The organism is Psychrobacillus sp. NPDC093180, from assembly GCF_044754065.1.
Lineage (GTDB): Bacteria > Bacillota > Bacilli > Bacillales_A > Planococcaceae > Psychrobacillus.
On sequence record NZ_JBIVOJ010000004.1, the window covers coordinates 73991 to 92070 of the forward strand.

22 protein-coding genes and 1 riboswitch are annotated in these 18080 nt (G+C 37.0%); of the genes, 6 read left to right on the plus strand and 16 right to left on the minus strand.

Annotated elements, in window-relative coordinates; all coding sequences use genetic code 11:
• Nucleotides 1-4: 4 nt before the first annotated feature.
• A complete protein-coding gene (gene hisF, locus ACIP9W_RS07460) occupies nucleotides 5-781 on the plus strand; it encodes an imidazole glycerol phosphate synthase subunit HisF (RefSeq protein ID WP_400787787.1) in 777 nt (258 codons plus the stop codon).
• A gap of 87 nt (nucleotides 782-868) precedes the next feature.
• Here the strand turns inward: hisF and ACIP9W_RS07465 are convergent, their stop codons facing one another.
• From ACIP9W_RS07465 to ACIP9W_RS07525, 13 genes are all read right to left on the minus strand, one after another.
• Complete coding sequence (locus tag ACIP9W_RS07465; RefSeq protein WP_400787789.1) at nucleotides 869-1012, minus strand: YjcZ family sporulation protein; 144 nt, start codon at nucleotides 1010-1012, stop codon at nucleotides 869-871.
• Nucleotides 1013-1148: 136 nt separating this feature from the next.
• A complete protein-coding gene (gene cdaS, locus ACIP9W_RS07470; RefSeq protein ID WP_400787791.1) occupies nucleotides 1149-1775 on the minus strand; it encodes a sporulation-specific diadenylate cyclase CdaS in 627 nt (208 codons plus the stop codon).
• A 70-nt stretch (nucleotides 1776-1845) separates the two neighbouring features.
• A complete protein-coding gene (locus ACIP9W_RS07475) occupies nucleotides 1846-2067 on the minus strand; it encodes an HAD family hydrolase (RefSeq protein WP_400787794.1) in 222 nt (73 codons plus the stop codon).
• A 40-nt stretch (nucleotides 2068-2107) separates the two neighbouring features.
• Nucleotides 2108-2509 (minus strand): haloacid dehalogenase-like hydrolase, encoded by a 402-nt coding sequence (locus tag ACIP9W_RS07480; RefSeq protein WP_400787796.1) that lies wholly within the window; start codon nucleotides 2507-2509, stop codon nucleotides 2108-2110.
• Between the two features lie 108 nt (nucleotides 2510-2617).
• On the minus strand, nucleotides 2618-3253 hold the full coding sequence (locus ACIP9W_RS07485) for a spore coat protein (RefSeq protein WP_400787799.1): 636 nt from the start codon (nucleotides 3251-3253) through the stop codon (nucleotides 2618-2620).
• Nucleotides 3254-3347: 94 nt separating this feature from the next.
• Complete coding sequence (locus ACIP9W_RS07490) at nucleotides 3348-3794, minus strand: branched-chain amino acid aminotransferase (protein WP_400787801.1); 447 nt, start codon at nucleotides 3792-3794, stop codon at nucleotides 3348-3350.
• Nucleotides 3791-4357: an SLOG family protein gene (locus tag ACIP9W_RS07495; RefSeq protein ID WP_400787803.1), complete on the minus strand. Its 567-nt coding sequence runs from the start codon at nucleotides 4355-4357 to the stop codon at nucleotides 3791-3793. The genes ACIP9W_RS07490 and ACIP9W_RS07495 overlap by 4 nt, the downstream gene beginning before the upstream one ends.
• Nucleotides 4358-4481: 124 nt before the next feature.
• Nucleotides 4482-5672: a CaiB/BaiF CoA transferase family protein gene (locus tag ACIP9W_RS07500; RefSeq protein WP_400787805.1), complete on the minus strand. Its 1191-nt coding sequence runs from the start codon at nucleotides 5670-5672 to the stop codon at nucleotides 4482-4484.
• A 25-nt stretch (nucleotides 5673-5697) separates the two neighbouring features.
• Complete coding sequence (locus tag ACIP9W_RS07505; protein WP_400787806.1) at nucleotides 5698-6831, minus strand: alpha-hydroxy acid oxidase; 1134 nt, start codon at nucleotides 6829-6831, stop codon at nucleotides 5698-5700.
• A 12-nt stretch (nucleotides 6832-6843) separates the two neighbouring features.
• Nucleotides 6844-7620, minus strand: coding sequence for an enoyl-CoA hydratase/isomerase family protein (locus tag ACIP9W_RS07510; RefSeq protein WP_400787808.1), 777 nt, complete (start codon nucleotides 7618-7620; stop codon nucleotides 6844-6846).
• 14 nt (nucleotides 7621-7634) lie between these two features.
• Nucleotides 7635-8306 (minus strand): methionine ABC transporter permease, encoded by a 672-nt coding sequence (locus tag ACIP9W_RS07515; protein ID WP_400787810.1) that lies wholly within the window; start codon nucleotides 8304-8306, stop codon nucleotides 7635-7637.
• Nucleotides 8303-9322 carry a methionine ABC transporter ATP-binding protein gene (locus tag ACIP9W_RS07520; protein WP_400787812.1) on the minus strand — a complete coding sequence of 340 codons (1020 nt, stop codon included), beginning with the start codon at nucleotides 9320-9322 and terminating at the stop codon, nucleotides 8303-8305. The genes ACIP9W_RS07515 and ACIP9W_RS07520 overlap by 4 nt, the downstream gene beginning before the upstream one ends.
• Before the next feature lie 57 nt (nucleotides 9323-9379).
• Nucleotides 9380-10198, minus strand: coding sequence for a MetQ/NlpA family ABC transporter substrate-binding protein (locus ACIP9W_RS07525; RefSeq protein WP_400787814.1), 819 nt, complete (start codon nucleotides 10196-10198; stop codon nucleotides 9380-9382).
• A gap of 96 nt (nucleotides 10199-10294) precedes the next feature.
• Nucleotides 10295-10408, minus strand: a riboswitch (SAM riboswitch).
• A gap of 149 nt (nucleotides 10409-10557) precedes the next feature.
• Here ACIP9W_RS07525 and ACIP9W_RS07530 point away from each other — a divergent pair.
• Nucleotides 10558-11064 carry a PPC domain-containing DNA-binding protein gene (locus ACIP9W_RS07530; protein ID WP_400787816.1) on the plus strand — a complete coding sequence of 169 codons (507 nt, stop codon included), beginning with the start codon at nucleotides 10558-10560 and terminating at the stop codon, nucleotides 11062-11064.
• A 447-nt stretch (nucleotides 11065-11511) separates the two neighbouring features.
• On the opposite strand, the gene ACIP9W_RS07535 is transcribed toward ACIP9W_RS07530, so the two are convergent.
• Entirely contained in the window at nucleotides 11512-12675 is a 1164-nt protein-coding gene (locus ACIP9W_RS07535; RefSeq protein WP_400787818.1) for a pyridoxal phosphate-dependent aminotransferase, read from the minus strand.
• An 85-nt stretch (nucleotides 12676-12760) separates the two neighbouring features.
• Between ACIP9W_RS07535 and ACIP9W_RS07540 the strand changes: the two genes are divergently transcribed.
• Entirely contained in the window at nucleotides 12761-13540 is a 780-nt protein-coding gene (locus ACIP9W_RS07540) for a carbon-nitrogen family hydrolase (protein WP_400787820.1), read from the plus strand.
• A gap of 182 nt (nucleotides 13541-13722) precedes the next feature.
• Nucleotides 13723-14208 (plus strand): PaaI family thioesterase, encoded by a 486-nt coding sequence (locus tag ACIP9W_RS07545; protein ID WP_400787822.1) that lies wholly within the window; start codon nucleotides 13723-13725, stop codon nucleotides 14206-14208.
• A gap of 94 nt (nucleotides 14209-14302) precedes the next feature.
• On the opposite strand, the gene ACIP9W_RS07550 is transcribed toward ACIP9W_RS07545, so the two are convergent.
• Complete coding sequence (locus tag ACIP9W_RS07550) at nucleotides 14303-14980, minus strand: YczE/YyaS/YitT family protein (RefSeq protein WP_400788191.1); 678 nt, start codon at nucleotides 14978-14980, stop codon at nucleotides 14303-14305.
• A 114-nt stretch (nucleotides 14981-15094) separates the two neighbouring features.
• Between ACIP9W_RS07550 and ACIP9W_RS07555 the strand changes: the two genes are divergently transcribed.
• Together ACIP9W_RS07555 and ACIP9W_RS07560 are read left to right on the plus strand one after the other, a co-directional pair.
• Nucleotides 15095-15967, plus strand: a complete 873-nt coding sequence (locus ACIP9W_RS07555) for a LysR family transcriptional regulator (RefSeq protein WP_400787824.1) — start codon at nucleotides 15095-15097, stop codon at nucleotides 15965-15967.
• Between the two features lie 147 nt (nucleotides 15968-16114).
• Nucleotides 16115-16696 carry a YitT family protein gene (locus ACIP9W_RS07560; protein WP_400787826.1) on the plus strand — a complete coding sequence of 194 codons (582 nt, stop codon included), beginning with the start codon at nucleotides 16115-16117 and terminating at the stop codon, nucleotides 16694-16696.
• Nucleotides 16697-16754: 58 nt separating this feature from the next.
• On the opposite strand, the gene ACIP9W_RS07565 is transcribed toward ACIP9W_RS07560, so the two are convergent.
• Nucleotides 16755-18032 carry an MFS transporter gene (locus ACIP9W_RS07565; protein WP_400787828.1) on the minus strand — a complete coding sequence of 426 codons (1278 nt, stop codon included), beginning with the start codon at nucleotides 18030-18032 and terminating at the stop codon, nucleotides 16755-16757.
• Between the last annotated feature and the right edge of the window lie 48 nt (nucleotides 18033-18080).

Consider the following 18080-nt stretch of genomic DNA (forward strand, 5'->3'; position numbering starts at 1 on the left):
ATATATGCTTAGAAAAAGAATTGTTCCAGCAATCGATGTATTGAATGATAAGGCAGTAAAGTATGTACAGTTCCGTAATCCAACGATCATTGGAGACCCGGCTGAGCTTGGAAAAAAGTATTCAGAAGATGGAGCAGATGAATTAATATATCTGGATACTACCGCTTCCCTTAAAAACCAAGAGCTTAAGCTGGAGTGGATTCAAAAAGTCGCAGAGCAAGTATATATACCCTTTTCTGTAATAGGTGGTGTGCGCACATTGGATGACTTTAAACGTTTACTTCGTACTGGTGCAGATAAAGTTGGCGTAAACTCTGCAGCCGTTTTGCGACCTGAACTTCTACGTGAAGCCGCCGACATTTATGGAAAACAATGTGTTGTGTTAGGATTAGATGCAATGCCTATCTATAATGAAGAGGAAGAAATTATTAGATGGGAAGTATATACACATTCCGGTCATGAAAAAACTGGAATGGATGTTGTAGAGTGGGCACAGCAAGCGACAGATCTTGGGGCTGGAGAAATCATTTGTACAAGCATCCATAAAGATGGCATGAAAAACGGCTATGACATCGAGTTGATTAAATTACTATCTGAAAAAGTAAATGTCCCAATCATCGCTTCTGGAGGTGCAGGTAAGATCGAGCATATCGAGGAAGTTTTCACAGAAGGTCAAGCGGATGCGGCACTTGTAGCTTCTATGATCCATTACGGTGATTACACGATTTCAGAAATTAAGGCCTATTTACAAGAAAAGCATATAAATGTACGAATACAATAAAAACATAATAAAAGAAAACAGCACAAAGGGCAGATGCTTAAAATCTGCTCTTTGTGCGTATTTTACATGAATGTACGATTATGCTTCTTATGAAAGATAAGTTGCCCCTACGATAATTAGAAGAATAAATAACACGACGATCAATACAAAACTTGAACCATTGCCACCATAGCCGCCACCTTCGTAACCACCACTATAGCCGCCGTAGCCACCACCATATCCAAAGCCCATATACTTTCACCTCCAACGTAAGGATAAAGGAATATAGAAATTCATCCCTCTTCTTATGTTATGTCAAAGGTAAAAATGGCTTTGGACTTCTGCGTCAATAATTTTGAAAATGATTAAACGAATAGCATAAAAGAAGTTAAAGGATAGCAGAGCTTGTTGTAATAATAGGATGGAGCTCTCCGTTTAGGGCAAAGGAAACCTTTCCTGTCTCTTCGGAAACAACGAGTACAAGCGCATCGGACCTTTCCGATAAGCCAATTGCTGCACGGTGACGCGTACCCAGCTTTTTTTCACCTACAAATATGCCCGACAAGGGAAGGACATTTGCAGCAGAAAGAATTTCATTACTACGAATTAAGACGGCACCATCATGAAGAGGATTTCCTGGATAAAAGATGGATTCTAATAAGGAATGCGTTAACTTTGCGCCAAGAGGAGTACCAGGGCGAATAATCGTATCGACAACGTTCTCTCGCTCGATCACGATTAAAGCACCATGCCTTTGTTTGGAAAGATGCTGAACGGCAGTAGAGATATCTAAATACCGATCAGTAAACGGAGAAAGATAACAGTTTAAATAAAAGGACGCCGCCATCGCTTCTGCTTTTTCGAAATGTTCTTTAATAGTTGCTAGTTTGCCTAATAGACAGAAATTATCTTCCGATAATGTTTGTAATCCTAGATCAACTTCAAGCGAAACTTCTTTAAGCTCTTGTATCAATCGTTCTTTCAGTGGAGAAAAATCGCAATTACCGTTTCTCATGCATCATTACCTCGTTTTTGATAGTTGGTAATACAAGTTTGCCCTGATGTATTAGCTTCATTCCTAAACTTTAGATAATCTCCCAGCCGCGTTCTTTTGCTACGTTCAGAAGTTTTTCTTCCGGTTTAACTGCAATAGGATTACCTACAAGCTCTAGTACTGGCAGGTCCGAAAAGCTGTCTCCGTATGCGTAACTATTTTCCCAATCAATTGGCTGTCCTTCTAGTGCTTGTAATATATGCTCCGTTTTTCGAGTGCCATTTACATGGTCGATAAACGTTTTTGTATCCACTTTATTGTCTTTATAGAAAATTTCTGTGCCGATAATTTGGTTAAAGGAAATTCCTTCCAGCTGTCACCTGATGCAAAAACTGTGTATAGGCACCAGAAACAAGCAATATATGTATATTTTCAGCTTGATGCTTTTCGAGTCTTGCTAAAACTGCTTGATTGAAATCTTTTTGAACGGCTTTGGTTAGCTCATCAAAATAGGTGACTATTTCTTTTTCTGCTATCCCATCAAAAGCTTCAATGTATAGTTGCATCGAACGGGCTTTCATTTTGGCATCTGGATACAGCTTTAACTTATTCGCAATATAAGGCGGTACGATGGATCTGTAAAAGCGTTTATATTTTGTTCGATAAATGGGGTGTTCTTTTAAATGATTCATCAACAGTTTGAATGTCTCTTCTGCATATAGTGTTCCGTCAAAGTCAAAAATTGCAACTCGCATTCCATTCACCTTTTCTTTCTATGTAGTTGCTATCTATTATAACGTAAATGGAAAGAAAATAATGGATAATAAAAACTCATCCCTACTGCAAATAGGGATGAGTTCGTATTATTGTACTTGGTTGTTCATCGATTGATGACCAGGTGCGTAAGAATTAAGTATGCCTTGCATATCTTGCTGCGTTAACTGTGGAACTTGGTAGTAATGATGTTTGTTTTGATAAATAGCAAGCTCATATGCCATTTCAATACAGTTAGGAATAGAATCTGCAAGAACTCGTCTTACAACTGGATTTGTTGTTTCCAATGCAGCTGCAGTTTTTGCAGTCGCAGAAGCTTTTGCAGCACCAAGTAAATACCCGGAAATCATTTCGTCTGTAATTTCATTTGGTCCTTGAATCGGCTTTTTCGGCTGAGACGGCTTCATTCCATAGATGAAATCATTGCCACCTTGCATTTTATAGCTAGAAGTAGGGTGAGAAGGATCTTTACCTGTTTTGAAACATTCAACCGTAATATTATATTCATCCAAGGCAAATGCATATTGACGATTTAAAATATTGAGTAGTTCTTGGTCTTGCACATGTGGTCGAAGTATTGTTTTCAAATTCAATCCTGAAAGAGCCGTCGATAATACTTCATGCACATCGAACAATTCATGACCGCCATGATTCATTTGTGGTGGTACATTTCCTGTTTGCATATTTTGATGTGTTTGACCTTGACCAAATGAGTTTTGATTCATTCAAATATTTCCTCCTTGTAGAAAATGTGATGGGACATCCTCTATAGTTTGGTCAATTGAATGGCTGATATACAAAATCACTTGGATAAATATATTAAAGTTCGAGTGCTTCCACTAAAGAAGAGATGAAGGATTGTAGAAATTGATATGCTTCTTCTATCGTAAAGTTTTCGCTGAATTGATCAATGTAATTTAACGGCAGATTAATTTCCCATAAGCCTTCATCTCCAGAGAACATCATGCTATAGTTCATTTTTTCTTTGTTATAATGTTCATCTAAGTAAGTGGCTATTTTAGATGCCAATTTCTTTTGCACAGCAAGTCCAAACATTGCTGTGTATACTTCAAATACTTCGTCGTATTCTAAGACAAGACCATCTACTTTTAAATCATTTAAGTTTTCTGATTGTAAATAAGCATATTCATTTTTCTTTTCCTTGAAATGAGAGAGGGGAGTGGATAAAAATTCCATCGAATCCTTAGATACAAGCTCTTCTGTTTCTTTATCATATCTTTCACATATTACATTTTGTTTACTCATATAAAATCATTCCTCGTTTCTTCTGCTATTTCTTCCGCAATTGTTTGAAGGTCATAAGCATCAATCGTAAAAAGTGTATAATTTTCTTTTTCCATATAGATTTGCGCTAGTTTTTTTATAAAATTCGGAGAGCCTTCGTTTTCTTCATCGTAAACAATAAGTATACCATCCGAATTACGAAGTAAAAATTTATTTTTTTCGATGAATTGCCAAGGTGCTTCATACGGTCTTTTGGTTAAACTTGTTTCATAATCGGCTTGAAATAATAAGCTTCTATATTTTTCTTGTTTTAGCTCATTCCAATTTTTTTCTTGCTCTAAAAAAGGAGTGATAATGGCGTACTTTAATGAAGGAAATCTTTCCTTTAATTCAAGTACGACTTCAGCCGTCCAAGTTTCGACACCTTGCTGTCCACTTAGTATTACCCATTCCAATCCCTCATCCATAAGAGCGATTAATTTGTTTTTGATCGCTTGCTTAATAACTGGAATACCTGGATGCGAATCATTAAAGATTCCTAATTCATGTGCTTTATAACCTGTTACAACTAATCGCTTTACCATTTATATTACCTTCTTTGAATGACATCTCCATTTAATCTTACCACTTTATGGTCCCTTTATAAAACTTCTGCTCATTAAAAAACGTCTACTCTATTCGAGTAAACGTTCAGTTTAGTTACATTTTCTAAGAAAGGACATGCTTCTTTTGGAAAGTATCAATTTCTTCAACCGAATAACCAAGCTCCGTTAGCACTTCTTTATTATGCTGACCAAGAAGGGGTGCGGGGCTTTTAAATTGACCTGGTGTCTCTGAGAATTTAGCAGGAAAGCCAAGTGTCTTCATCGTACCAGCAACAGGATGCTCATATTCTAAAATCATTTCTCTTGAAAGAATATGTTCATCTGCCAGTGTTTGATCGTACGAGTAAATTGGTCCAGAAGGGATACCATGTTTGTCTAACAGATCCAGCCAGTAGGAGGAATCATGATCTTTCAACACATTCTCCAATTCAACTTCTAATTCATCTACATGGTGAGCTCGTATACTATTCGTTAAAAATCGTTCATCCTCGATCCATTCCGGTTTATTAATCACAGACATGCAAAACTTTTCCCATAGCTTTTGATTTGCTGCACCAATAAGGATGAAGCCATCTTTTGTTTTATAGCCTTGATAAGGAGCAGATACACGATGTGCTGTACCGTTTCTACGAGGGACTTCGCCTTTACCGAAAAAGGCAGCCGCTTCCCACACTGTCCAAGCTAGACCTGAATCGACTAGTGATACATCTATATATTGTCCGTTACCGGTTTTTAGACAGTGAATATAGGCCGCTAAAATGGATTGAATAGCTGTTTGAGCAGCTGCGATGTCATGAATGGCAATCCCAACTTTAACAGGTTTTCCAGTTCGTTCACCGGTCATATCGATTAGACCAGACAAACCTTGTGCCATTATGTCAAATCCGCCTTTATTCTTGTAGGGACCTGTTTGACCATAACCTGAAATGGAACAATAGATCAGCCCTGGATTGATCGATTTCAGCGTATCATAATCGATGCCAAGTTTTTTTGTAACGCCTGGACGATAGTTTTCTATAAAAACATCAGCTTCTTCTATTAACTTATATAAAACTTGTAAACCTTCATCTGTTTTTAAGTTAAGACAAACCCCGCGCTTGTTGCGGTTTACCATCATATACATATAACTTTCTTCATTAATATAAGGTCCCATCGTACGAGTGTCGTCACCAAGTGGAAATTTCTCTACTTTAACAACATCCGCACCCATATCTCCAAGAACCATTGTGCAATAAGGTCCCGCTAATACTTGAGATAAGTCGATCACTTTCATACCTTTCAATGCTTGTTCCATCTAAACTTACCACCTTTAATAAACCTCAGCTTTTAACTACTTTCAACTTATGAAGATCAGTTACATGACTTACACCACTTAAAGAAATGGAGACTTTAGTTTCTTCCAGGAAGCTTTCTAATACCCGTTCAACGCCTGCTTGACCACCAGCAGCTAATCCCCACACAAAAGGACGACCGATACATACAGCAGTAGCGCCAAGTGCAAGAGCTTTCAATGCATCCGCGCCACGTCGGATTCCACTATCAAATAACACCGGGATTCTACCATCGACTGCTTCCACTATTTCAGGAAGGGCATCTATGCTTGCGACTACACCATCTAACTGGCGTCCGCCGTGATTCGATACGATAATGCCGTCGATTCCTTTTTCAATCGCAAGCTTTGCATCTTCTGGATGCAGAATGCCTTTAATCAGTATCGGTAAAGAAGTCTGTTCTTTCAGTTCGGCAATAGCGTCCCAATTTAAGGATGGATGATATAGATAATCTACGATGCCATTAATAATAGAATCCTCGGTTTGATCCGGAAGGGAAGCCATAAACACAGGATCCGTTATAAAATTCCCTTTTGCAATTCCTTTTTTTAGTGGTGAAAATTGGTTGCGCACATCTTCTTCACGCCATCCGAGCATAACAGTATCAACAGTTACGACAATCGCTTTGTACCCAGCTTGTTCGGCTCTTTTTACGATATTATAGGAAATTTCTTTGTTTTTGGACCAATACAATTGAAACCATTTGGTGCTTCCTTCTGTCGCTGCAGCAACTTCTTCTATTGAATAGCTAGAAACGGTGCTTTGAATATAAGGGAAGTTATACTTCGCTGCTGCTTTTGCTACTGCTATTTCTCCGTCTTCATGCGCAATTTTGTTCATTCCAACAGGAGCAACGAAAAGAGGGTGAGGGTATATTTGACCGAACAGTGTAATCTCCGTATTTAAGGAAGAAACGTCGTTTAGAAACCTAGGAACAATGGAATACTTAGCGAATGATTCTGTGTTTTTTCGAAGTGTTTCTTCACCGCCAGCTGAAGAGCGTATATAACCGAAAGGACCGACTTCTAATTTCTCTTTAGCCGCTTGTTCCAATTCAGCAAAATTTATGGGATATTTTTCATTTGAACTTATATTTTTTAGCAATAAATCTAAGTTTGACATGCGTACCACTCCTTATGAAAAATTAGGTTTTCTTTTTTCTATAAACGCAGCAATGCCTTCTTTATAATCGGCTGAACTAAATGAATCCAAAATAAGTTGCTCAATTTCTTTTGTTTCTGCAATTTCTCCGTCGATAATCGATTGGATCACTTGTTTAATGCCGTTATTTGCAACAGAGGATTTACGAATAATTTGTCCCGCAAACGCTAAACACTTTTCTTCGATTTCATCCATTTCATACACATAATCGATTAAGCCAATTTCTTTTCCTTCTTCAGCACCAATCAATTTAGCCGTGTATAATAATTCCTTTGCTTTTGAGGGGCCAACTAAGTTCACCAAACGTTTGGTGCTCGTTAAATTATAGATAATTCCGATATTAGCCGCCGTAATGCCGAGTTTACTGCCAGATGTAGCAAATCTAAAATCACAGGAGTTAGCAAGCTCTAAGCCGCCGCCAATTGCCAATGTTTTAATAAGGGCAATCGTAGGCTTTGGAAAACGATACAGTTTTTCAATGGATTCGAGCGTTGCATCATTATATTCTTTTGCTTTTTTAGCAGAAAATCGATTTTCCAGAAACTCCGAAATGTCTGCGCCTGCTGAGAAAGCTGTTTCGTCAACACCTTTTAGGATCAGTACTTTAACTTGTGAATCGACTTCCAATTCCTCTAGTATTGTTCCTAACTGTTTAAACATAGCAAGGGAAAATGAATTTTTCTTCTCTGCCCGATTAAAAATAAGAGTAGCTATTGCTCCATTCTTTTCTACAAATAAAGTGTTCGACATGTAAGAACCTCCAACTAATCTTTTTTCAGTTTTACAGCAAGTCTATTTCCAATAGATTGAATGCTTTGAACAAGGATGATTAATATGAAGACAGTTGCATACATAACATCGACTTCATAACGCAAATGTCCGAAACGATAAGCTAAATCCCCAAGACCTCCAGCACCGACCATCCCAGCCATTGCCGTTGCTCCTATTAAACTTACAGTAGAAATAGTTAAACCTAAAATAATTGAAGGGCGTGCTTCGCGTAATAATACATGCCATATAATTGATCTAGTTTTAATCCCCATTGCTGTATAAGCTTCAATCACACCATTTTCCACTTCGAGTAACGCTGACTCCATCAAACGTGCTATATAAGGCGCTGTATAAATAACGAGAGGGACGATTACGCCTTTTACCCCAATAGTCGTACCAACGATAAATTTTGTAAATGGTAGAATAAAAAATAGTAAAATGATAAATGGAATAGAACGAAGTATATTGATCAATAAGTTGCTTGTTTGGTATAAAAACTTATTTGCCAATGCTTGACCTGGTCTAGTTAATACGATTAAAATTCCTAGCGGTATTCCGATAAGTACGGAGAAAAACAAAGAAATTCCCACCATTTGAAATGTTTCCACAACCGATTTTCCGATGATCGGTAGCCATTGGTTGATAAATGTGTCTAGTCTACTCATGATTGTCCCTCCAAGTTCTCAACACCTACGCCACTTTCTTCTAAAAACTGTAATGCAGCGTTTACTTGGTCTTTTTCTCCTATTAAATGAATGACAATGTTTCCAACAATGCCGTTTTTCAATTCGATAATATTAGCGGTTAGAATATTTGGTTTAACATTAAATCTTTGACTTACTTCTGCAAGCAATGGCTGCCCAGTGCTTTCACCTACGAATGTTAACCGAGTAACCGCTCCCGTAACATGTAATTGTGAAATTAAAGCAGGGGATAGATTGCGCTGACTAATCGTACTTAAAAACTTTTTAGTTGTAGAATGTGTAGGCTTTGTAAATAATTGAATCGCAATATTTTGTTCTACAACATGCCCGTTTTCCATGACATATACATGATCACAAATTTTTTGGATAACATTCATCTCGTGGGTGATGAGCAAAATAGTTATTCCTAGATCTTTATTAATTTTTAAAAGTAGATCTAAAATAGAATCGGTTGTTTCTGGGTCAAGTGCGCTAGTTGCTTCATCACTTAATAGAATTTCTGGTTCTTGTGCAAGTGCTCTTGCAATAGCAACACGTTGCTTTTGACCACCAGACAACTGATTTGGATAATTTTTATGTTTATCTGTTAATCCAACAATCTCTAGATATTTTTCTGCTCTATTTTGAACTTCTGCTTTGTTATAACCAAGAAGTTTAAGAGGAATCGCAATATTATCATAAACAGTAGCTGTTTTTAGTAGGTTAAATCCTTGGAAGATCATTCCTATTTTATTGCGAGCTTCACGTAATTTGGGAAGGGGGAGGGAAGTGGTTTCTACTCCATTAATATAAACCTTGCCTTCTGTTGGTCTTTCAAGTAAATTTACACAGCGAATAAGTGTACTTTTACCAGCACCACTATATCCAATAACTCCATGAATTTCTCCTTTTTTTACATGGATGTTAACATTATTTACTGCCTTTACTTTGCCGTTTTTACTATTGAATTCTTTTGAAATATTTTCTAAAACGATCATTATATGTCTTCCTTTCTAAAGAAAACGTTACCGAAGTCGGTAACGTTCTCAAATTCTTTACTCATCCCAGCTAGGTAATACAGATCCTTGAAATTCTTCTTCGATGAATTGTTTTACTTCTTCTGATTGATAAGCTTTCACAAATTTTTGAATCGTAGGGTCATCTTTATTCTCCGCACGGACAACCACATAGTTCACATATGGAGAGTTAGATGACTCTAGTAAAATAGAATCTTCTTTTGGATTGATCCCAGCATCTAGTGCAAAATTTGTATTGATGGCAGCAGCGTCTACTTCACTTAACTGCTTTGGAATTTGAGCAGCTTCTAGCTCAATAAATTTTAAGTTTTTTGGATTTTCCTCTAGGTCATAAATAGAGGCAGTTTCTCTTTTGTCTTCTTTAATTTTGATAAGTCCATTTTCTTCTAAAATATATAACGCACGAGCGCCATTTGTTGGGTCATTTGGTAATCCGAAAGTTGCACCCTCTGGAAGTTCATCCATTGACTTGTATTTATCTGAATATACGCCCATTGGGTTTAAAATCGTTTTTCCAACCGGTACTAAGTCCGTGCCATGGTCTTCGTTAAACGTGTTTAAGAAAGGTTCGTGTTGGTAACTGTTAGCATCTAAGTCACCCTCAGATAAAGCTGTGTTTGGTAATATGTAGTCAGAAAAAACTTTAATATCCACTTCTAATCCATCTTTAGCAGCTACTTCTTTTGCTTTTTCTACGATCTGTTCATGCGGTCCAGCAGTTACACCAATAACTAATTTTTTTTCGTCTAACGCTTTATCTCCACTACTAGAATCATCGCCACACGCAGCAAGTGCTCCAGTTAATAGTACGCTTAAAAGTAATCCAAATTTCTTCATTGTTGCTTCCTCCTAATTATTATTAGGAATGTTGAATAAATATAAAAGCCTCTCTTTCAAAAGAAAGAGAGGCACATAAAAATACGTATTTGTCCTCTCTTATCTTCCAAAACAATACGTTTTGCAGGATTTAGCACCTTTCTACATAACTAGTATGTAGATGGTTGCCGAGCTTCATCGGGCCAGTCCCTCAGCTACTCTTGATAAGAGATGTAAGCTATTAAATTTTTCATCAGTTCCATGAGAATTAATTTACTACATCAATTTACTAAAGTCAACTTATTTTTTCTAATTGAAATATTCAGTCCAAATAGTTTAAAGTAATTATCAATAAATAAATATACAAGGATGATGAAAAAATGTCAGCAGTTAGAGTAAATTATGCAACTGGACAACTCGGCAAAACAATTGGTGCGAGATTAGTATACGGAACAGATCTGCTAGAAGGAATCGAACAATTATGTGCAGAAAATAAGATAGAATATGCAACGATTATCAGCTGTTTTGGTAGCTTTCAAAAAAGTGGGTTTGTGTATTTAGTTCCGAATGATGCCTCGATAATTGGCGTTGGATATAATGACCTTGTAGTAAAGGAAGGACCAATCGAGTTTTTACAAGGTACGGGAGTTATTTGTAAGAGAGAAGGAGAATACGAGACTCATTTTCACGGGACAATGTGTGATCAAAAAGGAAATATTTTTGGAGGTCATTTTATCAAGGGGAAAAATCCAGTTATAACAGTGGATCTCGTTCTTGCAGAAGTTACGGGGATGGAATTTCAACGTAAATTTGATTCAGAAACAGGGGCCAATCAATTTTATCCGGTAGAGAAAGATGCGACGGAACCGAAAAGAATAGAGAAGTAAGGAATGGGGCGATTCCAAGATGACTTTTTGGGGTCACCCTTTTTATTTTGAGTGAAGCGCAGCTAAAAACTAGTTTTATACTGACTTTAATCCAATAACTGGCAAAGGGCAACGAACCAATCACTGAAAGCAATCTGTTCTAGTCTATAAGCAACCAAATTAGCATGAGAGCAACCAAATTCCTTATGAAAGCAACTAATTCTCAGAACAGCAAGTTTACTTGAAGTGAGATGCCGATGACTGTTACTCCCATTCTAGAACGTTGCGCAAACGGTGAATATTGTTGCGCGTTTGAAAGGAAACGTTGCGCAAATGGCCCAAAATGTTGCGTATATGAACTCGAACATTGCGCATTTACAAAGTAACACCTTAGAACGAGCCAAACTCCTCACTAAAACAAACAAGAAGACTGTCCTAAAGGTAATACCTTCGAGACAGCCTCATTTTTTAAAACAACTCTAGTTTTGCAATTCGTTCCACAGCTTCTACTAATCTTTCTTCATCAACTAACAGACCCACACGTACGTAGCCTTCGCCAAATGTGCCAAATCCATTACCAGCGGCAACAGCTACATCTGCTTTAGCGAGTAATAAATCTGCGAACTCTTCGCTCGAATACCCTTTCGCAACAGGTAACCACGCAAAGAAAGATCCTTTTGGAGCTTTTACATCCCAACCAATTTTTGAACATGCCTCTACTAATGCATTTCTTCTATCTTCATACAATGAAACCAACTCATCTACACATTGTTGACTCTTATTTAGTGCAGCTGCAGCTGCAGATTGAACTGCAGGGAAGAGGCTAACAAATAAATGATCTTGAATGATATTGATCGCTTCAATCATTTTAGCGTTTCCTACTGCAAATCCAACTCGCCAACCAGCCATATTGTATGTTTTGGACAGTGTGTACATTTCTACTCCGACTTCTTTTGCGCCATCTACTTGCATGAAGCTTAAAGGTTTTTTCCGGTCGAATCCTACGGCACCATATGCGAAATCATGAACGATCGCAATATCCGACTCTTTTGCCAGTTTCACTGTCTCTTCAAAAAATTCTTTAGTTGCTATAGCACCTGTTGGGTTATTCGGATAATTTAAATACATCAATTTAGCGGCTTGTTTTTGTTCTTCTGTTAATTTGCTGTAATCTGGTAAATAATCATTTTCCTCTAGTAGGGGCATCGTATCAAAACGAACATTTGCAAGTCCCGCACCTGACAAATAATCTGGATATCCTGGGTCTGGAAGAAGCATTAACTCTTGCTCATTCATTATTGCGAGTGGTAATTCTACTAATCCTATTTTGGTGCCGAACATAATGGCTACTTCTGTGTTCGGATCAATGTCGACATTGTATTCACGTTTATAAAAATCAGCAGCAGCTTGTTTCAAATCATTTGTACCTCTAAAAGGAGAATATCGATGAGATCCAGGATTAGCAGCTGCATCTTGTAGCGCTTTTACAATATGTTCAGGCGTTGGTTGATCTGGATTTCCTTGTCCGAGATTGATGACATCTCTTCCTTGTGCTACAGCGAACGTTACCTTTTGAACGAGTGTAGCAAAAAATTGTGGGGGTAGATTTTTTAATCGATTTGAAAAGTCCATGTACATAACCTCTTTTTTTTAATAGTTGCATATATTAGACAAATCTTATAATCTTTTTAGTATTATGTCTATAGGTGGTGTCGAGATGAAAGTTGCTTGTGTTCAATTAGATATTGTTTTTGGTGAGCCAAAAGAAAATTTTCTCAAGGTAGAGGAAAAGATTAGAGAAGCCGCATCTTTAGGGGCAAATACAGTGGTATTACCTGAAATGTGGAATACGGGTTATGATTTAACTCGTCTTGAAGAAATCGCTGATGTGAACGGCGAAGAAACGAAAAAATTATTATCTCAACTCTCAAAAGAATTAAATATACATATTGTTGGAGGTTCTGTTTCAATCAAAAAAGGCGACAAATTTTATAACACTATGTATGTGACGAATGCTTTGGGTGAAGTCGTAGGGGAATATGACAAAGCTCATTTGATTAAATTAATGGATGAACATCTTTACCTAGAAGCAGGTAGTGAGAAGAATGTATTTACGCTTGATGGAGTCAAAATGGGCGGGATCATTTGTTATGATTTGCGTTTTCCTGAATGGACAAGAGCGCATTCGTTAAACGGTGCTAAGGTGATGTTTGTACCAGCGCAATGGCCGGCTAAACGAATCGATCATTGGAAAATTCTTTTGCAAGCAAGGGCAATCGAAAACCAAAGCTTTATCATAGCAGTGAATCGGGTAGGAAGCGATCCTCATAATGAATTTGGTGGAAATTCCATGGTAATAAGCCCTTGGGGGGAAATTATATGGAATGGTGCAAACGAGGAGTGCATTGAAATCCTCGATTTAAATCTAGAAGAAATTGAAGAAATACGTGCGCGCATTCCAGTCTTTTCGGATAGAAGAGAAGAACTATATAGATAAATGAAACTGTAGACAATCTCTAAAAGAGTGTCTACAGTTTTTGTGGTGAGTTAGAGAGAAATTTAGTAAATTTCTGCTATTATATGAACCTTTAAAAAAGTTTTAACCAAGTTAATCTATCTTCTTTTTGTAATTTTCAAATATATTAAAGTATAGTAGTATGGAATCATAAAGGGGGACTTATGATGAGAAATGAAGTTCATGCAATTCAAGATGATTACCCAGAGGATTTCGCTTGGTGTTTTGGTTGTGGGAGATTAAATGAGGAAGGGCATCATTTCCGAACAGCTTGGAACGGAAATCATACGGAAACAATTTATGATCCAAACGAAAAGCATACCGCGATTCCTGGCTTTGTATACGGCGGATTAATCGCTTCGCTGATCGATTGTCATGGGACGGGCTCTGCTTCACTTGCGTTACATCGTAAAAATGGCTTTGAACCTGGAAGTGGGGAAGCACCACCAAGATTTGTCACAGGTTCTTTGCATGTAGATTTTCTAAAGCCAACTCCACAAAATGTAACATTGAAAGCGGTGGGAACGATTGAGGAAATTCATCCGAAGAAATGGAAAGTCACAACAGAGGTTTTTGCTGGAGATACGCTATGTGCTAAAGGGGAAGTAGTAGCGGTCGTTATGCCGGCAACATTTGCACTACAAAACTAATTAAGAAATGAATTAATCAATTGATAGCTATAGTTTTACCTAAAAAGTGTTAAGCGGCTTGACTTAGTCATACCTCTTAATACTTTTTTGATATTTAAACATTTATTTCTTCTTCATTATTTTTAGCAATCCATCGAACTAAATATTTTTGATAGTGGGTCATTAACCAACCTACTATTTTACCAATAAAATATGCAGCAACTAGCGTGCCAATCCCAATGGACCCTAATGAGTGTATGAAAATAATACATACTAAACCTGCTACACAAACATTTAATAAGTCACTAGAAATCTTGGCTTTACTAAATTTCATTTTAAACTTTTCACTTATTGCATACGTTAGGGCATCATACGGCATTAATGGAAATTTTGCATTGAAATATCCTAGTAAGCCAATAGAAACAACAAATAAACTTATCATTAAAAAGACACATCGCATGACAATTGATTCGGGTATAGGTAGCAATTGTACTAGGGACAAGGTTGCGTCCATAAAAAATCCAAACAAAAATGTAATAATTAACTGTACGATAGATTCTTTCAAATCGAATCGTTTACTCAAAATTACTTGGATAATAATGAATAATATATTTGCTACTATTGTCATCATCCCGACTGATAAACCGAAAGATAGAGAAAATGCATACGCTAATGAAGAGACTGGTGATACACCAAAATCTGCTACAATGGAAAAGCTGACACCAAGGGATAGAAAAAACAACCCAATTACGTACAAACTAAGTCTTTTGATGGTTATATTCATATGACTCATCATATTCTCCTTTCTACATATAATCTATTTTTCATAGTAGCACGTAATTTGTTATACGAAAAATATATATTTGGTATACTCATCATATGAAAACACATATAACGGAGTGAGATAATGGATATACGACAATTACATTATTATAGAGAAATCGTCAAACAAGGGAGCATTTCAAAAGCAGCAGAAATATTGCATATTGCGCAACCTCCATTAAGTCAGCTTTTAAAGAAGCTTGAAACAGAGCTAGGTACAACTTTAATCTATCGTTATCGTCAAAAATGGGAGTTATCCGAAACAGGACAGTTATTATTTCAATATGCGGACCAATTATTAAACCAAACAGAAGAAGTCAAAAGGCGTATACATGAAATTGAAGAAGGTACTGCAGGAACCGTACGAATCGGAGTGTCTTCTGCATGTTCTAATATGTTAACTGATTATATTGCAGAATTTAGAACAGAGTTTTCGCAAGTCAAAATCAACATTTTCTCTGGGGATTCGGAAGGACTATTAAAGAAGTTAACACAAAAAGAAATTGATATTGCTTTACTGATAAGACCAAATGACACGGAGCAATATGTGAAAAAATCCTTGAAAAAACAGCCTGCCATTCTCATGGTTCCTAATAGTTGGACAGCCTCTCTCTCCGCTCAACCTACTGTAAAAGAAATTGCCCATCTACCGTTTATCATGCTAGGTGCAATGGAAGGACACTCTTTTCATGAAAAAATAAAAAAAGCGTTTGATGAATTTGGGTTGAAACCAAATATTATTGTAGAATGTAGAGATCTTCCAATGGTCGTTGCGCTTGTGAATCGAGGGCTTGGCATTTCCATTATTCCGAGAATGCACTACGAATCATTTTTCTCCGAACACTTTAAAATATACGAGCTGCAACAATTTGATTTTAGTGTGGAACCAGTTTTGATGAAATTAAAAGAGGAACCTATTTCAAAAGTCTCTGCACAATTTTGGGAGATGGTGAAATAACTCCTGATTATATGAAAAAGTAGCAATCTCCAACACTTAACCCACGAATCATTCTTAATATGCAATGAACTTTTTTGAACGCCTTCTATTTTCCTGTGTATTTTTGTGTGTCAAAACATATACATGAATTAGTGGAAGGTGGGGAAAATGTTTTTCATACACAAATCGCTCGTTATTATTATGGGAAGTATCTTGATAGCAATAGGGATTAACCTTTTTTTAGTTCCTTTTCATTTACTGGACGGTGGGGGAATTGGACTAGGTTTAATCATCCATTATTTACTGGATATGAAGGTTGGTCTTGCAATTTTATGTATAAGTACGCCTATTTTCCTCTTGGCATGGGTTTATTTTCGTTCGTTTTTTTACAACGGCATACACGGATTGCTGTTTTCGTCTGTAATCATTGATTTTTTGTATCCATTACATATCATTGGTGAGAAATTTATAACTTCTGAAATGGTTGGTGCACTAGGTGGCGGTATATTGATCGGGCTTGGAGTAGGTAGTATGCTCCGGTTCAAAATTACGGTTGGCGGAACCGATTTACTTGCGCAAATGATGGCGAAGCCTTTGGATATTAATCCTGGTTTGTGTATTTTGTCTATTGACGTTTTGGTCGTTTCTTTAGGAAGTATCTTGGTTGAATCTGTTTCTTTGTTATTTTCTTGTATTACAGTCCTTTCAGTGGGGATCACTACCTCGTTAATCGTAAGGAAACATTATTAAACACTTCGTAAAAAAAGAGAGGTTTGTAGAAAATTCTACTACCTCTCTTTTTTATCGATTAAGTTGCACTCACTTCATCTACACTAGGACTAGTCTTTGGCTCTGGTACTCTTGACAGAATGATGAGCCCAACAATAAATAAGATGACTAAACTAAATACACCATAGTTCGATTTACCTGTTACTTGTGCAGTGAAAGCAACTAATAACGGTCCCATAATAGAAGCGAACTTACCGAAAATATTATAAAAGCCGAAAAACTCATTGGAATTTTCTTTCGGTACAAGCTTTCCAAAATAGGATCGGCTAAGTGCCTGGATTCCACCTTGGGAAGTGGCAACTAACATTGCTAAAATCCAAAAATCCACAACGGTTTCTAAGAAAAATGCATACGTACATACTATAATATAGACAATAATTCCTACATACAGCATTTTCTTTTCGGAAAACTTTCCTGCAAGCCACCCATATAACAGTGCGAATGGTGCTGCGACAACTTGAGTAGCAAAAAGAATGATTAATAGACTTGTGGCGCTAAGACCCAAATCTGTGCCATACGCGGTAGACATATTAATGACGGTACCAACTCCATCAATATAAAAAAAGTATGCTAGTAAAAATAAGAACAATGCTTTATATTGACGAATTTCTTTAAAAGTTTTACCTAAGCGTTTAAAACTTTGGATAACAGGCTTTCCTTCTCGTTCGATAAAATGAATCTGTTTGACGTTTTTGTACAGTGGAATAGAAAATACAACCCACCAAATTGCTGTAATGAGAAATGCGATTCGACTAGCATTAGTAGTAGATAACGCAATAATTCCCTGTTGAGATAACACAATGATGATTATACTTACTAAAAAGGGTATAGTACTACCAATATAACCAAGACTAAACCCACGAGCCGATACTTTGTGCATTCGTTCGTTTGTCGTCACGTCGACGATAAAACCATCATAAAACACATTAGCACCAGTTGCGCCAAGTGCAGCTAACGTATAGAAAATGAGCAATAGTAACCAATTATCGAACGGTACAAATGCAAGCATTGCTGTGAATGTCACACCGAGTATAAAGAAAAACGTAAAAAACTTCTTTTTCATTCCACGATAATCAGCGATTGTACCTAAAATAGGTCCAAGCATTGCTAATATAAAGGTGAATATAGCAATCGTATACCCTAAATAAGCTGTAGAATCAGCAGCATCTACCCCCGCTGCTGTCGCTGAAGATTTATAAAATATAGGAAACACTGCGGTAGTAATAATGATTGAATATGCTGATGAACCCCAGTCGTAAAGTGACCAACTGTTCTCCTCTTTGGTGAACTTTTTCATCTGTCTGTTAATCCTCCTATCGTTATTTTCTCTTATTGTACATGATAC

Coding starts and splice junctions, on each gene's coding strand:
- hisF (WP_400787787.1), top strand. CDS start 5: ATGCTTAGAAAAAGAATTGTTCCAGCAATCGATGTATTGAATGATAAG.
- ACIP9W_RS07465 (WP_400787789.1), bottom strand. CDS start 1,012: ATGGGCTTTGGATATGGTGGTGGCTACGGCGGCTATAGTGGTGGTTAC.
- cdaS (WP_400787791.1), bottom strand. CDS start 1,775: ATGAGAAACGGTAATTGCGATTTTTCTCCACTGAAAGAACGATTGATA.
- ACIP9W_RS07480 (WP_400787796.1), bottom strand. CDS start 2,509: ATGCGAGTTGCAATTTTTGACTTTGACGGAACACTATATGCAGAAGAG.
- ACIP9W_RS07485 (WP_400787799.1), bottom strand. CDS start 3,253: ATGAATCAAAACTCATTTGGTCAAGGTCAAACACATCAAAATATGCAA.
- ACIP9W_RS07490 (WP_400787801.1), bottom strand. CDS start 3,794: ATGAGTAAACAAAATGTAATATGTGAAAGATATGATAAAGAAACAGAA.
- ACIP9W_RS07495 (WP_400787803.1), bottom strand. CDS start 4,357: ATGGTAAAGCGATTAGTTGTAACAGGTTATAAAGCACATGAATTAGGA.
- ACIP9W_RS07500 (WP_400787805.1), bottom strand. CDS start 5,672: ATGGAACAAGCATTGAAAGGTATGAAAGTGATCGACTTATCTCAAGTA.
- ACIP9W_RS07505 (WP_400787806.1), bottom strand. CDS start 6,831: ATGTCAAACTTAGATTTATTGCTAAAAAATATAAGTTCAAATGAAAAA.
- ACIP9W_RS07510 (WP_400787808.1), bottom strand. CDS start 7,620: ATGTCGAACACTTTATTTGTAGAAAAGAATGGAGCAATAGCTACTCTT.
- ACIP9W_RS07515 (WP_400787810.1), bottom strand. CDS start 8,306: ATGAGTAGACTAGACACATTTATCAACCAATGGCTACCGATCATCGGA.
- ACIP9W_RS07520 (WP_400787812.1), bottom strand. CDS start 9,322: ATGATCGTTTTAGAAAATATTTCAAAAGAATTCAATAGTAAAAACGGC.
- ACIP9W_RS07525 (WP_400787814.1), bottom strand. CDS start 10,198: ATGAAGAAATTTGGATTACTTTTAAGCGTACTATTAACTGGAGCACTT.
- ACIP9W_RS07530 (WP_400787816.1), top strand. CDS start 10,558: ATGTCAGCAGTTAGAGTAAATTATGCAACTGGACAACTCGGCAAAACA.
- ACIP9W_RS07535 (WP_400787818.1), bottom strand. CDS start 12,675: ATGGACTTTTCAAATCGATTAAAAAATCTACCCCCACAATTTTTTGCT.
- ACIP9W_RS07540 (WP_400787820.1), top strand. CDS start 12,761: ATGAAAGTTGCTTGTGTTCAATTAGATATTGTTTTTGGTGAGCCAAAA.
- ACIP9W_RS07545 (WP_400787822.1), top strand. CDS start 13,723: ATGATGAGAAATGAAGTTCATGCAATTCAAGATGATTACCCAGAGGAT.
- ACIP9W_RS07550 (WP_400788191.1), bottom strand. CDS start 14,980: ATGAGTCATATGAATATAACCATCAAAAGACTTAGTTTGTACGTAATT.
- ACIP9W_RS07555 (WP_400787824.1), top strand. CDS start 15,095: ATGGATATACGACAATTACATTATTATAGAGAAATCGTCAAACAAGGG.
- ACIP9W_RS07560 (WP_400787826.1), top strand. CDS start 16,115: ATGTTTTTCATACACAAATCGCTCGTTATTATTATGGGAAGTATCTTG.
- ACIP9W_RS07565 (WP_400787828.1), bottom strand. CDS start 18,032: ATGAAAAAGTTCACCAAAGAGGAGAACAGTTGGTCACTTTACGACTGG.